Origin of the sequence: Kitasatospora sp. NPDC059648 (genome assembly GCF_042734825.1) — a bacterium.
Classification (GTDB): Bacteria; Actinomycetota; Actinomycetes; order Streptomycetales; family Streptomycetaceae; genus Kitasatospora.
Genome location: NZ_JBHWDU010000026.1, coordinates 35,687 through 54,524, shown reverse-complemented (window position 1 = coordinate 54,524; position 18,838 = coordinate 35,687). Strand labels below are relative to the sequence as shown.

Genomic DNA, 18,838 nt, shown 5'->3' with positions numbered 1-18,838 from the left:
ACCGACGGAGGCATCGGCCCGCCGGGCCGGGCCGCAGAGAGCACAAGGGGAACAGCGCAGACCATGACCGAGGCGATCATGCTCGTCGGTGGTAAGGGCACGCGACTGCGTCCGCTGACCACCCACACCCCCAAGCCGATGCTGCCGGTGGCAGGCGTCCCGTTCATCGCGCACCAGCTGGCCCGCGCGGCCGCCGCCGGGGTCACCCGGGTGGTGCTGGCCACCTCCTACCTGGCCGAGGTGTTCGAGGACCACTTCCAGGACGGCACCCCGTACGGCATCGAGCTGGTGTACCTGACCGAGCGCGAGCCGCTGGGCACCGGCGGGGCCATCCGCAACGCCGCCTCCGGGCTGACCTGCGGCCCGGACGAGCCGGTCCTGGTCTTCAACGGCGACATCCTCTCCGGCCTCGACATCGCCGCCCTGCGCGACGGTCACGTGGCCGCCGGGGCCGACGTCACCCTGCACCTCACCCGGGTCGAGGACCCGCGGGCCTTCGGCCTCGTCCCGACCGACGCGAACGGGCGGGTGCTGGAGTTCCTGGAGAAGCCGGAGACGCCGGAGCAGATCGTCACCGACCAGATCAACGCCGGCTGCTACGTCTTCACCCGGTCCGTCATCGACCGCATCCCGGCCGGCCGGGAGGTGTCCGTCGAGCGCGAGACCTTCCCTGAGCTGCTGGCCACCGGGGCCCTGCTGCGCGGTGTCGTCGACACCTCGTACTGGCTGGACCTCGGCACCCCGGCCGCGTTCGTCCGCGGCTCGGCCGACCTGGTGCTCGGCAAGGTCGACTCCCCGGCCCTCCCCGGCCCGACCGGCGACGCCCTGCTGCTGCCCGGCGCCACCGTCCACCCGGGCGCGGTGCTCAGCGGCGGCACCGTGGTGTCCGAGGACGCGGTGGTCGAGGCCGGCGCGATCGTCGAGGGCAGCGTCATCCTGCCCGGCGCGGTGATCGGCCCCGGCACCCTGGTCAAGGACTCGATCGTGGGCGCCTTCGCCAGCATCGGCGACCGTTCCGCGCTGGACGGCGCGGTGATCGGCGACGGCGCGATCGTGGAGTCCGACAACGAGCTGCCGAGCGGCATCCGGATCGCCTGCGGCACCCTGCTGCCGGTCGGCGCCGTGCGCACCACGGCCGGCCCGGGCGGCTGCCCGGCCGGCACCGCCGCGGCCGCGGCGGTGCACGGGCCGTCGGTCACCGCCCAGCGCTAGCGGATCCTCGCGGGGCTCCTCGTGGGGCTCCTCCGCCGGTCCCGGGGGCGGCTTTCGGACCCGTTCGTCTCAGGCTCGCTGCAAACCGGCCCCGGCTCCGTCCGGGGCCGACGCGCATTGGGCCGGACGGGTACCTTCGGAGCGTGGCTGGTAATCGATACGACAGCGGTCAGGGCACCGACCGTCCGCGCGGCGGGTGGCCGGCTCCTCCGCCGCCGCCGGCGGGGGCGTCCGGGGGGTACGGGCGGGCGGACGGGCCCGTGGACGGGCCGGAGTACTTCACGGCCGCGCACCCGACGGCGTCCGGCGGGCCGGGCGGCCGTGGCGGGCCGGGCGGCACGGTCGGCGACGGGTACGACCCGTACGGGGCCGACCGGCCGGGCAACACCCGGGCCTTCCCGCTCGGCGACCCGTACGAACAACAGCACGACCCGTACCAGCAGCAGCCGTACCACGCCCCGCCGCCGGCTCCGGGCCACTACGACGACGGCGGCTACGGGCAGCAGCCGCCGTACGGGCAGCAGCCCCCGCCGCCCTACGGCGGCCAGGACCAGCAGCCCCCCTACAGCCAGGACAACGTCACCGTCTACCGCGCCGGCGGCCGGTCCGCCCCGCACGTCAGCGGGCCCCGGCCGCAGTGGCGCGAGCTGTTCGTCGGCATCTTCCGCACCCCCACCGCGATCTTCGACCGCACCCGCGACCACCAGGTCTGGCTGCCCGCCCTCACCGTCTCGCTGCTGTACGGCGTGCTCGCGGTGCTCGGCATCGGGCTGACCCACGACGACATCGTCAACTCGACCTTCTCGGTCGCGCTGACCGGCCTGTTCGCCGCGGCCGTCGGCTTCACCGTGGCCGGGGCGGTCTTCGGCGCGGTCACCTACGCGCTGGCCCGCCAGCTCGGCGGCGACGGTCCGTGGAAGTCGACGATCGGCCTGGCCGCGCTGATCGGCTGGCTGACCGACGCCCCCCGGCTGCTGCTCGACCTGGTGCTGCCCTCCGGCAGCGCGGTGGTCCAGGGCGTCGGCTGGGCCACCTGGATGCTCTGCGCGTACCTGCTGACCAGCATGGTCCGGCGGGTGCACGACCTGCCCTGGGGCAAGGCGGCGGGCGCCGCGGCCGTGCAACTGGTCGCCCTGCTGGTGTTGATCAAGCTGCCGACACTGGGCTGAGGGGCGAAGGGCACAATGGTGGGCGGGTCCGGCCGGTAGGCGCGGGGCCCGCCCACCCTCGTCCAGTCCCAGCCACGGAGTGCGCCATGACCCTCCCCACCACCCACGTCAGCTTCCCGGCCGGGGCGGTGACCGGCGAGTCCCCCGTGCTGGCGGTGCACCCGCTGGCCGACGGCCGGTACGCGGTGGTGACCGAGGCCACCCCGTTCCACCCGCTCGACCACACCTGGCCCGACCAGCCGGCCGACCACGGCACCCTCACCGTCGACGGCACCGAGCTGGCCGTGGTGGACTGCCTCACCGGCGCGGTCGGCCCGGACGGCGGCGCCCCGCTGGTCGGCGCCGAGATCCCGGTCAAGCGCGGCGACGAGGAGTGGTCCTGGCTGGTCCTGCACGTGCTGGCCGCCGACCCCGGCGACCTCACCGGCCGCACCGCCGTCCTCGCCGTCGACGCCGAGCGCCGGGCCGCCCTGAGCGCCTCGCACAGCGGCTGCCACCTGCTCGCCCTCGCCCTCAACGCCGCGCTCGCCCCGCGCTGGCGCAAGGACCCGGGCCGCTCGGACGCCTTCGGCAACCCCGACTTCGACAGCCTCGCCATGGCCAGTTCGGTGATGGACACCCAGGCCAGCACCGACACCTACCGGCTCGGCAAGTCGCTGAAGAAGAAGGGTTTCACCGTCGACGCCACCGAGGACTTCCCCGCCCTCGCCGACGCCCTGCCCGCCCTCACCGAGGCCGTCAACGCGCGGCTCGCGGCCTGGGTCGCGGCCGACGCCCCGGTCCGGATCGACGTCCCCGGCCCCGAGCTGACCGCCCGCCGCCAGTGGCACTGCGAGCTGCCCGAGGGCGGCGCGCAGATCTTCTGCGGCGGCACCCACCTGCACCACCTCGGCGAGCTCGCCGAGCTGCGCACCGAGCTGCGGCTGTCCGAGGACGGCGCCGAGCTGGTCGCGGTCACCAGCCCGAAGCGGGCCTGAGCGGCGCGGCGGGCCCGGGAAACGCCGCGGGCGGCCATTCCCTCGTCCGAGGGGATGGCCGCCCGCCGTGCGTGCACTCCGTCGTGGTGCGGTCAGGGTGGTGCGTGGTGCGGTCAGACCTGGCTGCGGTGGAAGTTCAGGTACGAGCGGGACGGCGTCGGGCCGCGCTGGCCCTGGTAGCGCGAGCCGTAGCGCTCGGAGCCGTACGGGTGCTCCGACGGCGAGGAGAGCCGGAACAGGCACAGCTGCCCGATCTTCATCCCCGGGTAGAGCTTGATCGGCAGGGTCGCGACGTTCGACAGCTCCAGCGTCACGTGGCCGCTGAAGCCGGGGTCGATGAAGCCCGCCGTGGAGTGGGTGAGCAGGCCCAGCCGGCCGAGGCTCGACTTGCCCTCCAGCCGGGAGGCCACGTCCTCGGGCAGCGTGATGACCTCGTACGTCGAGGCCAGCACGAACTCGCCGGGGTGCAGGATGAACGCCTCGTCGCCCTCCGGCTCGACCAGCCGGGTCAGGTCCGGCTGCTCCTCGGAGGGGTCGATGTGCGGGTACTTGTGGTTCTCGAACACGCGGAAGAAGCGGTCGAGGCGCACGTCGATGCTCGACGGCTGGATCATCGCCGGGTCGAACGGGTCGACGACGACCCGGCCCAGGTCGATTTCGGTCCGGATGTCCTTGTCAGAGAGCAGCACGCTTCGAGGTTACGTGCACGACGGGGCCCCGGACGAATCCGTCCGGGGCCCCGGGTGCCCTCCCGCCGGCCGTCAGGCCAGGAACTCAGCGGCCTCCAACCGCATCGCCTGCGCCAGTTGGGCCGTGGACAGCTCCCGCACGTCGGCCCGCACCGAGCTCCGGAGCCGTCCGCACTGCGGACAGCGGATCAACCGCCCGGGCCCGAGCCGGCCCGGACCGAGGTTCTGCATCGGGAACGTGGTGGTGCTGAACAGGTGCCCCTCGGCACAACGAACGACGGCGCGCTGCTCCATCGATCCCCTTCCCATCCCTAACCCAGTGCTCACCCGTACTCATCGCGCCCCGGCGGCCAGGCCCCGGGACAGCGTCACATTAGGGGATGTTCCGGACATTCCACACCATGGCTCGCCGCCCCGACCCCGCGCCCACCGGAGCACTCACACGCGGCCCAAACAGTACGCCCCCGGCCTTCCCCCGATCGGCTCCGCCACGGCCCCGGGCAGGCCGTGCAACCACAGCGGCTGATGGGGTACAGTGACACTGGATCGAGCGGTCTCTGACGGCTCATCAGGCGGGCGTAGTTTAATGGTAGAACATGAGCTTCCCAAGCTTAGAGCGCGAGTTCGATTCTCGTCGCCCGCTCCACTACCGAAAGCCGCAGGTCAGCGACCTGCGGCTTTCGCATTGTCTGGACCAGTCCGGCCCCGTCGTGCCCGATTCGCGCCAGGACGCCGTTCGGCCACCGATGAGTCGGGCGCACCTGCTGCCCCAGTATCCGGAAGCGTCGATTCCGGTCCGCCGGCCGGCCGTGGCTGACCTCGGGGCGGACGGACGCGGAGGACGAGCCCGGCCGGCTACCGGCCGGTCGGGTTCGTCCCGATGCGGGCGGTTACGCCTCGCGGGGCTGCGCAGTGGTGTCGGCGGGTTGCTTCGGGTGTCGGTCGAGGGCCTGGTCGAGGCGGCGGCGGAGGGCACGGCCGATGGGCTTCTCGACCACGCGGTGGATCAGTCCGGCCAGGAGGAGCATCGAGACGGTGGTGAGGGCGAGTCGGCCCCATGGGCCGAGCCAGTGGGCGTGGACGGTGAGTTCGCCGGCCATGGGCAGGCCGAGACTCTGGTGGACCAGGTAGAAGGGGTAGGTGAGCGCACCGGCCGTCATGAGCCAGCGCCAGCGGATGCGGGCGAGTGGGCCGATGGTGGCCAGGAGCAGGAGCGCCAGGAAGGCGGTCAGTAGTGCGCTGGCGACGGTCCAGGAGCAGAGCGCCTTGGACCCCCATTCCTGGTAGTGGCCGGACAACCGGATGGGGAGCATGGCCAGTTCGTAGCACCAGGCGAAACCGAGGAGTGTCCAGAGCATGAGGTTCTGCCCGAAGCGGTACATGAGGTAGACCGCGATACCGGCGACGAACAGGCCGGCGTACTGGCTGAGGACGAGGTCGTCCAGGAACTTGCTCTTCGTCTCCGAGGTGACGATCCCGGCGGCGAGCCAGACCACGCAGAACCCCATGACCCGGTGGTAGGTGGTGCCGAAGGCCAGGAGGACGGCCATGAGGAGGTAGAAGTGGGCCTCGACCGCGAGGGTCCAGGCGACGCCGTCCAGGAGGTCGGCGTGGAGGGCGTCGGGGAACATGGTGAGGTTGGCCAGGACGATCCGGGGGTGGATCACCGCGGCGACGTCGTGCGTCTGCATGGGGATCAGCGCGATCCTGGCCACGATCAGGACGAGAGCGCACCAGTAGGCCGGGTAGAGCCGGGAGATTCGCGAGACGGCGAACTGTCCTGCCGTGCGCCCCCAACTGCTCATGCAGATGACGAATCCGCTGATGAGGAAGAAGGCCTCGACGCCGAGCCAGCCGTACATCGATGCGTGGTGCAGCGGGTAGGCGAACTCCTTCGGGGACGGCCCCCACAGCGTGTGCGGGATCGCACTCAGGTAGTGGAATCCCGCAACGGCGAGCGCGGCGATCAGCCGCATGCCGTCGACGACGGCCAGCCGGGGCCCGGGCTCACCCCGGCCGCGGCCTTCGGCCAGGGCTCTCACCCGTGCGAGACCGTCCCGGGCCTGCCGACGGGTGGGCGGTGACGTGGGCGAATCAAGCACTGGCGGGAGTCCGATCATGTCGAGACGCCCGCTCTCGCCCGGGACCGCAGACGAGGGTCATGTGCGCAAGGGAACCGTGATGCCTCTCAGCCGTGCACGGGCACGCCACCCGCAGGCTGATCAACCGTGCGCTCATCCTAGGACAACGAATGTCGAGTCCGATTCCCGTTGCCCGCTCCACCACCGAAAGCCGCAGGTCGCATGACCTGCGGCTTCGTTGTTCCGCGCCGACGGTCGGCCGGGCCGGTTCAGGCGGTGGCGAGGAAGTCGCGGACGGTCTTGACGAAGGCGGCGGGCTCTTCGGCGGGGGCGATGTGGCCGGTGTCGAACTCGGTGTAGGCGCTGGTGGGGAGCGCGGCGTGGAGGCGGCGGGTGTTCTCGACCGGGACGGTGGCGTCCTGGGTGCAGCCGATCACCAGGGTGGGGGCCTGGACGCGGGGGAGGAGCGGGCCGAGGTCCAGGGCGAGGTCGAGGGCGATGTGGCGCAGGGTGCCGGGGGTCGGCCGCATGTAGGAGGTGTTGGCCTCGACGGCCTCGCGGCCGATGCGGTTGAGGAAGCCGCGGCTGAAGGCGGTGAGGGTGGCGTAGCGGCCGAAGGCGGTGGGGTCGTCGGCGAGGGAGAGCCAGGTGGCCATGGAGAGCCGCAGGTACTCGTCCTGTTCGGCGCTGATCCAGCCGGCCGTGGCGATCAGGCGGCGGACCTGGTCGGGGCGCAGGGCGGCGGCCGCGGTGGCGACGACGGCGCCGAGGGAGAAGCCGAGGACGTCGACCTGGCCGCGGCCGGCGTCGTCGATCACGGCGTTGACCTGCTCGGCGAGGGTTTCCAGGGTGAGCGGGGCGCCGTCGTCCTCGGCGGCCTCGCTGCCTGAGAGGTCGGGCAGCAGCACGGTGTAGCGGTCGGTGAAGGCGTCCAGCATGGCGTCCCACATCCCGGAGCCGGGGCCGGTGCCGTGGACCAGGACGAGGGTGTCGGGGCCGTCGCCGACGACGCGGTAGGGGATGCGGGCGGTGCCGACGGCGATGGTGGGCATGGCGGGGTTCCTCCGGATCGGTTCTGGGTCAGGGCTTGGGCGGTGCGGGCCTTGGCGGCTCAGAAAGTAAACTACACGGTGCAGATCAATGCTTCAACTGCACCGTGCAGTGCAATTTGAGCGAGCCGACAGAGGGAACTGTCCGTGCCCGACCACCGTCCAAGGAGTGACGGAATGCCTGCCCGGGTTGAACGCCGGGAGGAGTACGGAGGGCCCTGTGCAATCAGGTGGTGCCGAACTGAACCTCGGATGCCCGGACGGCTTCCGTAACGGTGCGTCGGCCGCGCCGGACTGGTGGCCGGTGCTGGCGCCCGATGTGACGGATGGTCAACTCGACGCCGCGGAGCACTGCGAGACGCTGCTCCGGGACACGATGGCCGCTGTTCGGCCGGCGCCGGTCTGGCGGGAGACGGTGCCGCGGGCGGGGATGCGGTTGTCCGCTCCGGGGCGGCGGGAGCCGGAGGTGCTCTGGTACGTCACCCGGGGGCGGGACCTGCTCACCGTCGTGTCGCCGGGCCGCAGGCCGGAGTTGGCGGCGATGGTGGAGCGGCACTGGCGGCGGCGGGGATGGACGATCACCTCGCTGAACGCCGGACAGGACCGGCCGGGAGTCGCGGCGACCACTCGGAGCGGCTCCCGACTGGTGCTGTGCTTCGGCGAGTTCGGCGAGGTGCGGCTGACCGCGAGCCTGCTCGGGGTGGCTCGTTCGGAGCGGGTGCCCGAGCTGCCCGGGGCCGGTGAACCCGACCCGGCGCCGCTGCCCCATGTGCACTGCGCGTACTGGAGTGCGCTGGTGTGAGCGCACGGCAGGGGCCGGGGGAGGCGTGGAGCGAGTCCCCCCGGACCCGCTCCACGCCGCCTCGTCGCGCGGCTTCGGCGCTGCCGCTCCCCCCGACACCCCGGCAATCCCGCCGCCCCCCCTGGCATCACCCTCCGGCGAGAGCGTCCGCACAGACCCCGGCGAGCCCCACCTCCGGGGGCGTCGTTGATCTCACGCTAACAAACCGCGTGGTTGGTTTGTCAATAGTGAGATCCACGAAAAATCCACAATCGTGGTGGTCCGGTCGGGCCGGTGTGATGGGCGTCCCACCAGGCAGTTGGGGCGTCGTCAGGGGCGTGCCGGGGTGGTGCGCTGTCGTGCCGCACGCCTGGGGCGCCAGGGATCGCGCGGCGCGGAATCCGACATTCCAAGCATCATGTCACCACGGAGCGACACCACGCGACTGCCCAGCGCAGTGAACGGTTCGGGTGACGGGTCGAGCGGGGGCCTCCCGAGGCGCGCGCTCAGCGCAGCAGTCGGCGCTCCTTGGCCACCGCCACCGCGCCCGCCCGGGTGTCCACGCCCAACTTGTCGTAGATCCGCCCGAGATGGGTCTTCACCGTCGCCTCGCTGATGAACAGCGCCCGGGCGATCTCCCGGTTTCCCAGCCCCTGCGCCAGCTGTCCGAGGATGTCCAGCTCGCGCACCGTGAGCTGCGGCGCGGGGGCCCGCATCTGCGCCATCACCCGGGAGGCGACCGGCGGCGAGAGCACCGTCCGGCCCTGCGCGGCCGCGTGGACGGCGGCGAACAGCTCCTCGGGCCGCTCGGCCTTCAGCAGGTAGCCGGTGGCGCCCGCGGCGATGGCCCGGGTGATGTCGGCGTCGGTGTCGTACGTGGTGAGCACCAGGACGTGCGGTCCGCCGGGGACGGCGGTGATCCGCCGGGTGGCCTCGACGCCGTCGATGCCCTCGCCGAGTTGGAGGTCCATCAGCACGACCTGCGGCGCCAGCTCGGCGGCCAGCGCGACGGCCTCCTCGCCGTTGCTCGCCTCGCCGACCACCTCGATGTCGCCCGCGCTGGCGAGCAGCGCCAGCAGGCCGGCCCGTACTACCGCGTGGTCGTCGCAGACCAGCAGCCGGACGGCCGACGGGCCCGGCGCCGTACCGGACGCACTGCCCGGTGCGTCGTTCGAGGTGTTGCGCGCTGTGTTCATCGCTGCTCCAGGGGGATCGCGGCGGACACGACGGTGCCCTCGCCGGGGGCGCTCTCCACCGTCAGCGTGCCACCCAGCTGCCGCAGCCGGGCGCGCATGGCCGGCAGGCCGTAACCGCGGGCGCTGCCTGCGGCGCTCCGCTCCCCGGCCGAGGGGTCGAAGCCCTGGCCGTCGTCGGCGATGTCCAGCACGGCCTGGTCGCCCAGGAAGGAGAGCGTGATCGCGGCCGCCGAGGCTCCGGCGTGCTCCCGGACGTTGGCCAGGGCCCCCTGGGCGATCCGCAGCAGCGCGGACTGGACGGCCGTCGGCAGCGGGACGGGCGCGCCGTCCAGGTGGAACCGGACCGGTAGTCCGCTCTCGGCGGACTCCCGCTCGGCCAGGGCCCGCAGCGCCCGGTCGAGGGTGCCGCCGTCGGCGAGTTCGGCCGGGGCGAGGTCGTGGACGAAGCGGCGGGCCTCGGCCAGGTTGCGGGCGGCCACCTCGGCGGCGGTGCGGACGTGGGTACGGGCGGTCGCCGGGTCGGCGTCCCAGGTGCGGTCGGCGGCCTGCAGCAGCATCTGCTGGCTGGACAGGCCCTGCGCCAGAGTGTCGTGGATCTCCATCGCCAACCGCCCGCGCTCGGCGAGCGTGCCCTCCCGCCGCTCGGTGGCGGCGAGTTCGCGCCGGGTGCGGACCAGGTCGGCGATCAGCGCGCGCTGCCGGGCGGCCTGCCGGGCCATGAACAGGAACACCCCGGTGGCCAGCGCGGCCACCGCGGGCGGCAGCAGCACGAGCGTGGCGTCCGCGGTGCCGGGCAGCCGGATCTCGGCGATCACCACCAGCACCGTCAGGGCCGCCACCAGCGGGATCGCCGCCTTCGCGGGCAGCGCCCGCAGCCCCGTGTAGATCAGCGGGACGGCGCACCAGGCGAAGCTCGGTGCGAGCAGCACCAGCACCACCCAGAGCGCGACCACCAGCGCGACCGGTCGGCGGCGCGGTCGGCCGGGAGCGGCCGGACGGCGGTGTTCGAGCCAGGAAGCGGCCGGCTGGGCGACGGCCAGGGCGGTGCTCAGCCCGATCACCCAGGGGATCCAGGGGCTGTCGGCATGGTGGGTGAGGTAGCGGCTGAGCGCGGCGGCGAGCAGCAGCAGGAAGGCGGAGTCCAGCAGCAGCGCCAGCCGGCCGGCGTCCGGGTCCCCGGCGTCGCGAGCGTCGAGGGACGGGCCGGCGGACGGGCGGGTCTGCTGCACGGTGGCTCCTGGCGCTACGGGCTCCGGACGTCGGTCGGTCGACTGCGGTGGCGGACCGGCGCTCGCCGTACGGACCTGTGCTCGGTGGCACCGCCCTGCGCTGTGCGCTCAGCGGTACGGACCTGCGCTCGGATGCGGCCGACCTGCGCCGATGCCTCGATGGTGACCCGTCCGGCCCGGTCCCGCATCAGCCGATCGGTTGACGGCGCCGTCCCCCATCATGCCCGGAGGGTCGCGCCGGACCGTCGATGCCGCGCGCCCGGAACCGGCCGGAGGATCGAAGCAGGAGCCGGGGCGGTCCCCCGCCGCCCGGCCCCGAATCCCTGCGGACCTCTGCGAGCCCACGGCCTCCCGTCGATCCCGCAGATCCCGCAGATCCCTGGACCTCGTAGACCCCGTGATCCCGTTGAGGAGCTGGACCATGAAGAAGACCTCAGTGCGCACCCGGGTGCTGGCCGGCACCGCCGCCGTCGCCGCGCTCGCCGTCGCCGCGCTCGCCGCCGCCGGCGTGGGCGCCGTCTCGGCCAGCGCCGAGACCACCGACACCCCGGCCGCGCCGACCGCCGTCAAGGTCGACACCCAGAACAGGAACCTCGCCCAGAGCACCGGCCTGAACGTCGACGCCGCCACCCGCGCCGCACAGGCCGCCCTGGACGCGGCGAACAAGGCCGGCCAGCACGTCTCGGTCGCCGTGGTCGACCGGGACGGCGTCACCCGGGTCCTGCTCAAGGGTGACGGCGCCGGTCCGCAGGCCACCGAGTCGGCCGAGCGGAAGGCCTTCACCGCGGTCTCCTGGAACGCCCCGACCTCGGAGCTGGCCAAGCGGCTGGCCCAGGCCCCGAACCTGAAGGACATCCCGGGCACGCTGTTCCTGGCCGGCGGCGCCCCGGTGCAGTCCAAGGGCGCCCCGGTCGCGGGCATCGGCGTCGCGGGCGCGCCCAGCGGCGACCTGGACGAGCAGTTCGCGCAGGCCGGCGTCGCAGCGCTGGGGAAGTGACCGCGGCGAAGTGACCAGCCATCGGCCGGCCGGCCCCGAGGGGTGGGCCGGCCGGGCGCACGGCTCCCGGAGCCGCCGCCGTGCTCCCGCCCACCACCCCGCCTCGTCCTCGTTCGGGTGAACAGGGGAGGGGTCGCCGCAGAACAGGCGATGACCCTTTGAAAAGCCGGTGTCGTTGTCAGTGCCGCGTGGCAGGCTTCCCGGTATGACGGTGTGGACCCTCAACGACATCGAACGTGCGATCCGCTCCTCCTGGGGTGTCGACACCTGCGCGCCCGAGGACCTTGCCCACTGGCGTCCCGACAATCCCGCCCGCGGCCAGTGCGGGGTGACGGCCATGGTCGTGCACGACCTGCTCGGCGGCGAGCTGATGATGGGCGAGGTGCACGTCGACGGGGTCCGGACGGACCTCCACTGGTGGAACCGCTTCGCGACCGGCTTCGAGATCGACCTCACCCGCGAGCAGTTCGGCCCGGACGAGCTGGTCGGCCCCGGCCGCCCCGTCGCCCGCCCGGCCCGCCCCGGCCGGCTCCAGGCCCAGTACGAGCTGCTGCGCCACCGCGTGGTCACCGAGCTGGAGCGCGGAGCCGCCGCGAACCGGCTCCGCCGTCCCGTCCGGGTCGCATAGGGCGCGTCCTTCGGATCACGCCGGGCGGACGCGCACGTAGCGCAGGTCGGGTACTGACCACCCCGGCCCCCTCGCTCCCCTGACGTACAGTCGGCTCGGACGGACCACCGTACGGGTGGCGGCGACGACGGGAGTGCGCGGATGAGCGGGGCGACGGTCGGTTTCGTGGGGCTGGGCGCGATGGGGCGGGGCATGGCCGGCAGCCTGCTGCGGGCCGGCCACGCCGTACGGGTCTGGAACCGCTCGCCCGAGCCGGTGACCGCCCTGGTGGCCCAGGGGGCGGAGGCGGCCGGTTCGCTCGCCGAGGTGTTCGCCGCCGACACGGTGGTCTCCATGCTGGCCAACGACCAGGCGGTCGAGGGGCTGCTGCTCGACCCCGGGCTGCTGGCGGGCGCGAAGGCGACCCTGCACGTCAACATGGCCACCGTCTCACTGGCACTGGCCGAACGCGCCGAGGAGCTGCACGCCAGGCACGGCATCGGCTACGTCGCCGCGCCCGTCCTCGGCCGGCCCCCGGTCGCGGAGGCGGGGAAGCTCAACATCCTGGCCGCGGGCGCGCCCGACCTGTTGGACCGGGCCGAGCCGCTGCTCGCCGCGATGGGCGAGCGCACCTGGCGCTTCGGTGACGAGCCCCGGCAGGCCAACACCGCCAAGATCAGCACCAACTTCCTGCTGGCCTGCGCGATCGAGTCGATGGCCGAGGCGTGCAGCCTGGCCGAGGCCCACGGAGTGCGGCCCGCCGACCTGGTGGAGATGCTCACCGGCACGCTCTTCCCCGGGCCGATCTACTCGGGCTACGGCTCGATGGTGGCCGAACGCCGTTACGAGCCGGCCGGGTTCCGGTTGCCGCTCGGCCTCAAGGACGTCGGCCTGGCGCTGGAGGCCGGGGCCGCGCGCCACGTCCCGCTGCCGTTCGGCGGCATCCTGCGTGACGCCTTCCTGGACGCGCTGGCGCACGGCGACGGGGAGAAGGACTGGGCGGCCGTCGCCGAGGTCGCCCGGCGCCGGGCCGGACTGCCGGACTGAGCGCCGCCCGGCAAGACCCCCTCGCCCTGCGTACCGAAGCGTCAGGCAGGGGCCGGGCGGGCTTCGGGGGTGTGCCCGGCGCGCGGGGCCCGGTCGGGGCGCGGGCGCGGAATACCCGGCGCGCGACGGGTGCTCGCACCCCTGTCCGCAACACCTGACCGGGGGAGTACCGATGACCGCCCAGCCGTCCGGCGCCGAGGCGCCGCGCCGTTTCCTGTTCCTCGACGCCAGCTCGCGCGCCGGTGGCAACTCCGAACAACTCGCCCGGCTGGCGGCCGAGGCGAGCCTGCCCGAGGGCGCGGAGCAGCGCTGGCTGCGGCTCGCCGACCACCCGCTGCCGCCCTTCCAGGACCTGCGGCACACCGGTGACGGCAGTTACCCGGAGCCGGTCGGCCACGAGCGGACCCTGCTGGAGGCCACCCTGGACGCCACCGACCTGGTCTTCGTCGCGCCGGTGTACTGGTACACGCTGCCGACCACCGCCAAGCTCTACCTCGACCACTGGTCGGCCTGGTTCCGGGTGCCCGGGGTGGACTTCCGCGCCGGGATGAACGGCGGCACGCTGTGGGGCGTCACCGTCCTGGCCGGCACCGAGGACAAGGCCGAGCCCATGATCGGCACGCTCAAGCTGACCGCGGAGTACATGGGGATGCGCTGGGGCGGCGCGCTGATCGGCAACGGCACCCGCCCGGGGGACGTCCTGCGCGACGAGCGGGCGCTGATCGCGGCCAAGTCCTTCTTCTCCGGCTGACCGGGCTGACCGGGCTGGCCGGGCTGACCGGGCCGACCCGGCGGCGACCCGGGTCGGCGCCGTGGCCCCGGGCGGGCACCACGCCACCCCGGGGCCACTGACGTATTCACGCCACCGAGGACCGTGCGGTACCGTCATTCCGGGCGTGTACCCGTCACTCTGCGGTCATCTTTTGGCAAATCGCAAAGGCCTTACCGGGGGACGTAGTTGGGCGATTCGGGCGCCCCGGCGCCAGGAGTGCGTCACAGCGGGGCACCTGCCTTCCGGATTGGCTGGATCGTTCGGTAATCTCCGTCGGACTTTCAGCTTCGCGGGGGGTTCGCGGCGTCTGCGGCCGCCCCCTCGCGCCCGGGCCTCGCCCGGACACTTCCGTGAGGTCTCCTTGTCCATACGTCGCAGTCTTGCCCTGGCCGGCGTCGCCGCGCTCGCGTCCTCGCTGGTGCTCACCGGCGCCCAGGGCGCCATGGCCGTCGGTTCCCCCGGCACCCCGTCCGCGGCCGCCCCGTCCGCCGCTGCCACGTCCGCCGCCGCTCAGGCCGGGCAGGCGAAGCACCAGAGCCTCGACCTCTCGGTTCGCGGCGTCCCGGACACCTTCGTCGCCGGCGGCCCCGCCCGCGTCTTCTCCTACCGGATCCAGAACTCGGCCACGAACGACTTCGTCGCCTTCCCGCTGCTGAAGTTCAAGAACAAGGCCGGCACGCTCAAGGCGAAGGACCTCAAGGTCGAGTACCAGCTGCCGGCCGGCCTGCCCGGCGGCGGCACCTGGCGGACCGGCTCGGTCGCTCCCGGTGGCGGTGACAGCGACGACAGCGCGGTGCTGATCCTGCTCGGTGGCGTGACCGACGGCGGCCCCGCCGACGACGCCCTGCTCTACCTCGCCCCGGGCAAGCGGATCGACATCGACGTCCGGGTCTCCTTCACCAAGGACACCCCGCTGGGCAAGGCCGGCGTCGTGCCGGTGGTCTTCTCGGCCAACGCCGACGACGAGTCCGACAACGGCCACTTCAGCTGCGACGGGATCAAGGGCGCCGGCTTCACCATCAAGGCCGGTGGCGGCAGTGGCAAGCCCAGCCCGACCCCCACCCCGACCAAGACCGGCAAGCCGAGCCCGACCGCCACCGCGTCGTCCACGACCACCGCGACGGGGACCCCCACCACCACGCCGACCACCACCACGCCGACCACCCCGGCGCCGACCACCTCGGCCACCGGCACCGCCTCGCCGTCCGCATCCCCGACCGACTCCGGTTCCGGTGAGACCACCACCCCGTCGCCGTCCGGTAGCAGCACCGACGCCCAGCAGCCGATCGACTTCCCGGTGGACGTCCCGAAGGTCGCCCCGCCGAAGATCACCCCGGCCGTCGTGACCAAGGCCAAGACGGCCGCCGCCGACGCGGACAAGAGCCTGGCCACCACCGGTGGCGGCGATGACACGACCGCGATCGCGGCCGCCGGCGGCGCCGTGCTGGTCGCCGGTGTCGGCACCCTCGTGGTGCTGCGTCGCCGCAAGGCGGGCCGGCAGAGCTGACCCGCGACCGTCGGGTCCCGGGTCGGCAGGGCCGGCCCGGGGCCGACGGGGCGGGTGGCTCTTCCCGAGTACCGCGTGTCGCCCGGCCGTTCTCACGGAGGACTGCCGGGCGGCACGGGCGGTACTCCTCCGTCACATAGGATGTCCGGCCGGAGGGGGGCGGAACGGCGGGGAGAGGGACAGGTGCGGGGAGAACGCACGACACGGGCCACCACCGACTACGAATCCGCGACCGGTCGGATCGCGGGTCTGCCGCTCCGCAGACACCATGTGCTGCTGACGGCGTGGACGGTGCTCTGGTTCTTCCTGGTCGAGCCCAGCGGCGGCTTCTCCTGGCACTACCTGCGCCAGGGCGAGCAGCTGCTCTTCAGCGGCCAGCCCGACGGCGGCCTCTCGCTCTACGCCCACCACCCCGAGCTGCAGATCGGTCCGGTCAGCCTGGCAGCCGCGCGGCTCACCGCCCCGTTCTCGCCGCACGTCGGCCAGCTGGTCGCCGAGGCGGTGAGCGCCGGGCTCGGCCTGGTGATGCTGGTGCTGGTCGGCCGCACCGCGGCCCTGTACTACCTCGGCACCGGCACCAACCACCGCCGGCTCCAGCAGCGACTGCTGATCGCCGGGCTGGCGTTCATCCCGATGTGGGTCGAGGTCTCGGTCCGCTTCGCGCACCTGGACGACGTCCTCGCGCTGTTCTTCACCACCCTCGCGGCCCACGCGCTGGCCCGCGGCAAGCCCGTCCAGGTCGCGGTCTTCCTGGCCCTGGCGGTCGACTCCAAGCCCTGGGCGATCGCCTTCGCCCCGCTGATCCTGGCCCTGCCCCGGCCCGCCTGGCTGCGCACCGCGCTCTGGTTCTGCGTCCTGGTGGCGATCGCCTGGCTGCCGTTCTACCTGGGCAATCTGGACACCATGGCGGCCGCCAAGTTCACCATCCCCACCCAGCCGGCCTCCGCGCTGCGCTGGTTCGGGGTCACCGACCCGTCCACGCCCTGGTGGGACCGCCCGACCCAGTTCGGGCTCGGGATCGGCCTCGGCTGCATCGCGGTCTGGCGCGGCCGCTGGCCGGCCGTGGTGCTGCTCGGCGCGGACGCCCGGATCCTGCTCGACCCGAGCGTCTACACGTACTACACCGCCTCGATCCTGCTCGGCACCCTGCTCTGGGACGCGGTCGGGCAGAAGCGGCTCGTCCCGTGGTGGAGCTGGATCGCGCTGGTGGCGCTGTACGGCGGCACGCTGTTCCTCCCGTCCGACCCGGCCCGCGGCCTCGTCCGGCTCGCCTTCGTGGTGGTCTCCGCCGCGTACGTGCTGCTCTGGCCCACCCAGCAGACCCGCCGACCGCGGCCGCCGGTCCGGGGCGGCGGGGACGGGCGCCGCCGGACGGCCCGGCGGCGCGAGCGGGAGCTGGTCGGCGCCTGAGCCCGTCCCGGGAGCCGGTCGGGTGCCCTGGGCCTCCCTGCTGGGAGCCGGTCGGCGCCCGGACGCCCCCGAAGCCGGTCGGCGCCCGAGCCCGCCCCTGGGGGCCGCGGCTTGACCCTCACGCGACGTGAGAGCGCAGGGTGGTGGTCACCACCAGGGAGGAGAGTTTCCGGATGAGCGAGGACCAGGGCCTCTCGGTCGGCGCCGTGGCGAAGATCGCCAAGGTGACCGTCCGCACCCTGCACCACTACGACGAGATCGGCCTGCTGTCCCCCGCGGGCCGCACCCGGGCCGGCTACCGCCGCTACGTGGACGCCGACCTCGACCGGCTGCAGCAGATCCTGTTCTACCGCGAGCTCGGGTTCCCCCTGGAGGAGATCGCGGCGATCCTGGACGACGACTCGGTCAGCCCGCACGAGCACCTCCGGCGGCAGCACCGGCTGCTGACCGACCGGATCCGGCATCTCCAGGACCTCGCCACAGCCGTCGAACACGCCATGGAGGCACGCAGGATGGGCATTCAGCTGACCCCGGAGGAGAAGTTCGAGATCTTCGGCGAGGGCTACCAGGAGGACTGGGAACAGGAGGCCGAACAGCGCTGGGGCGACACCGCGGCCTGGGCCGAGTCCCAGCGCCGCACCGGCGGCTACACCAAGGCCGACTGGCAGCGCATCCAGACCGAGATGACCGAGCTCAACACCCGCCTGGCCGCGGCGGTCACGGCCGGTGAGCCGGCCGACGGCACCGTGGCGACGGACCTCGCCGAGGCACACCGGCAGCACATCTGCCGGAACTTCTACGACTGCACCTTCGCCATTCACCGCGGCCTGGCCTGTCTGTACGTCTCGGACCCGCGCTGGAACAGCACCTACGAGGAGCTCGCCCCCGGCCTGGCGCAGTGGCTGCACGACGCCATCGTGGCCAACGCCGACCGGCACGAGCAGGCGTAGGGCGTCACACCACCCCGCGACCGAAGGAGCGCCGGTAGGCGGTCGGTGAGGTGCGCATCACCCGGCCGAAGTGGTGGCGGAAGGTCGCGGCGCTCTCGAAGCCGACCGCCGCGGCGATCTCCTCCACCGACCCCTCCGGCGACTCCAGCAGCGCCAGACTGGCCGCGATGCGCTGGGTGACCACCCAGCGCATCGGGCTGTTGCCGTTGCGGGCGGTGAAGTGCCGCAGGTACGAGCGGTCCGACATCCGGGCGGCCCGCGCCAGAACCGAGACGGTCAGCGGGTCGGACAGGTGGTCCAGGGCCCACTGCATGCTGCGGGCGATGCCGTCCTCGTCCTCCTCGACCGGACGGACCGCCGCCTCGATGAACTGGGCCTGCCCGCCGTCCCGGTGCGGCGCCACCACGAAGCGGCGGGCCACGCTGTTGGCCACCTTCGCGCCGTGGTCCCGCCGGACCAGGTGCAGGCACAGGTCGATGCCGGCCGCGCTGCCCGCACTGGTCAGCACGTCGCCGTTGTCCACGTACAGCACGCCCGGGTTGACCCGCACCCGCGGATAGCGCTGCTGGAGCAGTTCGGCGTACCGCCAGTGGGTGGTCGCCTCCCTGCCGTCCAGCAGCCCGGCGGCGGCCAGCGCGAAGGCGCCCGAGCAGATCGAGACGATCCGGGCGCCGCGCTCGTGCGCCGTCCGCAGTGCCTCGACCAGGCCGGGGGAGACCCCCCCAGCCTGGCGGCCGGAAGGTGCCCCCACGCCGCTGAAGGCGTCGCGTACCCCCGGGATGACGACGGTGTCGGCCGCCGCGAGGTCGTCCAGGCCGTGACGGGCCGTCAGCGCGAAGCCGCCCACCGCGTCCAGCGCCGTCCCCGGCCGGTCGGCGCACACCTTCAGGCCGTACCAGGGCGCCGCCAGCAGCCCGCCCAGCTCGGGCCGCGCCAGTCCGAACACCTCGACCACCACGCCGAGTTCGAACGGCGCCATGCCCTCGAAGGCGTACACCGCGACGTCGTGCACGGGCTCCGGGCGCCGACCGATGGTGACGGCCACCGGGCGGGACGAGGCGGCCCGGCCTCCGGCGTTCTGCTCGGCGGTGGGGCCGGCGATAAGCCCGGCGTTCTGCCCGGCGTTCTGCTCGGCGTTCTGCTCGGCCATGCGGAACCCCCTGCT

Annotated in this window: 17 protein-coding genes, 1 tRNA gene and 1 pseudogene; 12 read left to right on the top strand and 7 right to left on the bottom strand. The window is 73.5% G+C overall.

All coding sequences use genetic code 11. The features are described 5' to 3' along the window. Positions 1-63 precede the first annotated feature (63 nt). From ACFV1W_RS17950 to ACFV1W_RS17940, 3 genes and pseudogenes are all read left to right on the top strand, one after another. A pseudogene (locus tag ACFV1W_RS17950) lies at positions 64-1,128 on the top strand (sugar phosphate nucleotidyltransferase); the annotation flags it as partial. Positions 1,129-1,472: 344 nt separating this feature from the next. Next, entirely contained in the window at positions 1,473-2,381 is a 909-nt protein-coding gene (locus ACFV1W_RS17945) for a Yip1 family protein (protein WP_380417596.1), read from the top strand. Between the two features lie 86 nt (positions 2,382-2,467). Beyond that, a complete protein-coding gene (locus tag ACFV1W_RS17940) occupies positions 2,468-3,358 on the top strand; it encodes a metal-dependent hydrolase (RefSeq protein ID WP_380417594.1) in 891 nt (296 codons plus the stop codon). Positions 3,359-3,471: 113 nt separating this feature from the next. Here ACFV1W_RS17940 and dcd read toward each other — a convergent pair whose 3' ends face one another. Beyond that, on the bottom strand, positions 3,472-4,047 hold the full coding sequence (gene dcd, locus ACFV1W_RS17935) for a dCTP deaminase (protein ID WP_380417592.1): 576 nt from the start codon (positions 4,045-4,047) through the stop codon (positions 3,472-3,474). Positions 4,048-4,119: 72 nt separating this feature from the next. Next, on the bottom strand, positions 4,120-4,341 hold the full coding sequence (locus tag ACFV1W_RS17930; protein ID WP_380417590.1) for a hypothetical protein: 222 nt from the start codon (positions 4,339-4,341) through the stop codon (positions 4,120-4,122). A gap of 278 nt (positions 4,342-4,619) precedes the next feature. On the opposite strand from ACFV1W_RS17930, the gene ACFV1W_RS17925 reads away from it, so the two are divergent. Continuing rightward, positions 4,620-4,693, top strand: a tRNA-Gly gene (locus ACFV1W_RS17925). Between the two features lie 244 nt (positions 4,694-4,937). Here ACFV1W_RS17925 and ACFV1W_RS17920 read toward each other — a convergent pair. Next, on the bottom strand, positions 4,938-6,089 hold the full coding sequence (locus ACFV1W_RS17920; RefSeq protein ID WP_380417588.1) for an acyltransferase family protein: 1,152 nt from the start codon (positions 6,087-6,089) through the stop codon (positions 4,938-4,940). Between the two features lie 308 nt (positions 6,090-6,397). Beyond that, entirely contained in the window at positions 6,398-7,180 is a 783-nt protein-coding gene (locus tag ACFV1W_RS17915) for an alpha/beta fold hydrolase (RefSeq protein WP_380417586.1), read from the bottom strand. 217 nt (positions 7,181-7,397) lie between these two features. Between ACFV1W_RS17915 and ACFV1W_RS17910 the strand changes: the two genes are divergently transcribed. Next, complete coding sequence (locus ACFV1W_RS17910; protein ID WP_380417584.1) at positions 7,398-7,979, top strand: hypothetical protein; 582 nt, start codon at positions 7,398-7,400, stop codon at positions 7,977-7,979. Positions 7,980-8,464: 485 nt separating this feature from the next. On the opposite strand, the gene ACFV1W_RS17905 is transcribed toward ACFV1W_RS17910, so the two are convergent. After that, positions 8,465-9,154 (bottom strand): response regulator, encoded by a 690-nt coding sequence (locus ACFV1W_RS17905; RefSeq protein ID WP_380417582.1) that lies wholly within the window; start codon positions 9,152-9,154, stop codon positions 8,465-8,467. Next, positions 9,151-10,383: a sensor histidine kinase gene (locus ACFV1W_RS17900; RefSeq protein ID WP_380417580.1), complete on the bottom strand. Its 1,233-nt coding sequence runs from the start codon at positions 10,381-10,383 to the stop codon at positions 9,151-9,153. Before ACFV1W_RS17900 ends, ACFV1W_RS17905 begins: the two co-directional genes overlap by 4 nt. Positions 10,384-10,804: 421 nt before the next feature. Between ACFV1W_RS17900 and ACFV1W_RS17895 the strand changes: the two genes are divergently transcribed. The 7 genes from ACFV1W_RS17895 to ACFV1W_RS17865 all read left to right on the top strand — a co-directional run bounded on the left by ACFV1W_RS17895 (position 10,805) and on the right by ACFV1W_RS17865 (position 17,673). Then, positions 10,805-11,380, top strand: coding sequence for a heme-binding protein (locus ACFV1W_RS17895; RefSeq protein ID WP_380417578.1), 576 nt, complete (start codon positions 10,805-10,807; stop codon positions 11,378-11,380). Between the two features lie 205 nt (positions 11,381-11,585). Further along, positions 11,586-12,008 (top strand): hypothetical protein, encoded by a 423-nt coding sequence (locus ACFV1W_RS17890; RefSeq protein ID WP_380417576.1) that lies wholly within the window; start codon positions 11,586-11,588, stop codon positions 12,006-12,008. Between the two features lie 141 nt (positions 12,009-12,149). Next, positions 12,150-13,034, top strand: coding sequence for an NAD(P)-dependent oxidoreductase (locus ACFV1W_RS17885; RefSeq protein WP_380417574.1), 885 nt, complete (start codon positions 12,150-12,152; stop codon positions 13,032-13,034). A gap of 172 nt (positions 13,035-13,206) precedes the next feature. Further along, positions 13,207-13,785, top strand: coding sequence for a flavodoxin family protein (locus ACFV1W_RS17880; RefSeq protein WP_380417572.1), 579 nt, complete (start codon positions 13,207-13,209; stop codon positions 13,783-13,785). Positions 13,786-14,167: 382 nt separating this feature from the next. After that, entirely contained in the window at positions 14,168-15,313 is a 1,146-nt protein-coding gene (locus tag ACFV1W_RS17875; RefSeq protein ID WP_380417570.1) for an LPXTG cell wall anchor domain-containing protein, read from the top strand. A 183-nt stretch (positions 15,314-15,496) separates the two neighbouring features. Next, the gene (locus ACFV1W_RS17870; RefSeq protein WP_380417568.1) at positions 15,497-16,723 is read left to right on the top strand and encodes a hypothetical protein; all 1,227 of its coding nucleotides are present in this window, start codon (positions 15,497-15,499) and stop codon (positions 16,721-16,723) included. Between the two features lie 173 nt (positions 16,724-16,896). Further along, positions 16,897-17,673, top strand: coding sequence for a MerR family transcriptional regulator (locus ACFV1W_RS17865; protein WP_380417566.1), 777 nt, complete (start codon positions 16,897-16,899; stop codon positions 17,671-17,673). A gap of 4 nt (positions 17,674-17,677) precedes the next feature. Here ACFV1W_RS17865 and ACFV1W_RS17860 read toward each other — a convergent pair whose 3' ends face one another. Next, positions 17,678-18,823 (bottom strand): helix-turn-helix domain-containing protein, encoded by a 1,146-nt coding sequence (locus tag ACFV1W_RS17860; protein ID WP_380417564.1) that lies wholly within the window; start codon positions 18,821-18,823, stop codon positions 17,678-17,680. Between the last annotated feature and the right edge of the window lie 15 nt (positions 18,824-18,838).

Coding starts and splice junctions, on each gene's coding strand:
- ACFV1W_RS17885 (WP_380417574.1), top strand. CDS start 12,150: ATGAGCGGGGCGACGGTCGGTTTCGTGGGGCTGGGCGCGATGGGGCGG.
- ACFV1W_RS17930 (WP_380417590.1), bottom strand. CDS start 4,341: ATGGAGCAGCGCGCCGTCGTTCGTTGTGCCGAGGGGCACCTGTTCAGC.
- ACFV1W_RS17865 (WP_380417566.1), top strand. CDS start 16,897: ATGAGCGAGGACCAGGGCCTCTCGGTCGGCGCCGTGGCGAAGATCGCC.
- ACFV1W_RS17905 (WP_380417582.1), bottom strand. CDS start 9,154: ATGAACACAGCGCGCAACACCTCGAACGACGCACCGGGCAGTGCGTCC.
- ACFV1W_RS17915 (WP_380417586.1), bottom strand. CDS start 7,180: ATGCCCACCATCGCCGTCGGCACCGCCCGCATCCCCTACCGCGTCGTC.
- ACFV1W_RS17890 (WP_380417576.1), top strand. CDS start 11,586: ATGACGGTGTGGACCCTCAACGACATCGAACGTGCGATCCGCTCCTCC.
- ACFV1W_RS17895 (WP_380417578.1), top strand. CDS start 10,805: ATGAAGAAGACCTCAGTGCGCACCCGGGTGCTGGCCGGCACCGCCGCC.
- ACFV1W_RS17860 (WP_380417564.1), bottom strand. CDS start 18,823: ATGGCCGAGCAGAACGCCGAGCAGAACGCCGGGCAGAACGCCGGGCTT.
- ACFV1W_RS17880 (WP_380417572.1), top strand. CDS start 13,207: ATGACCGCCCAGCCGTCCGGCGCCGAGGCGCCGCGCCGTTTCCTGTTC.
- ACFV1W_RS17940 (WP_380417594.1), top strand. CDS start 2,468: ATGACCCTCCCCACCACCCACGTCAGCTTCCCGGCCGGGGCGGTGACC.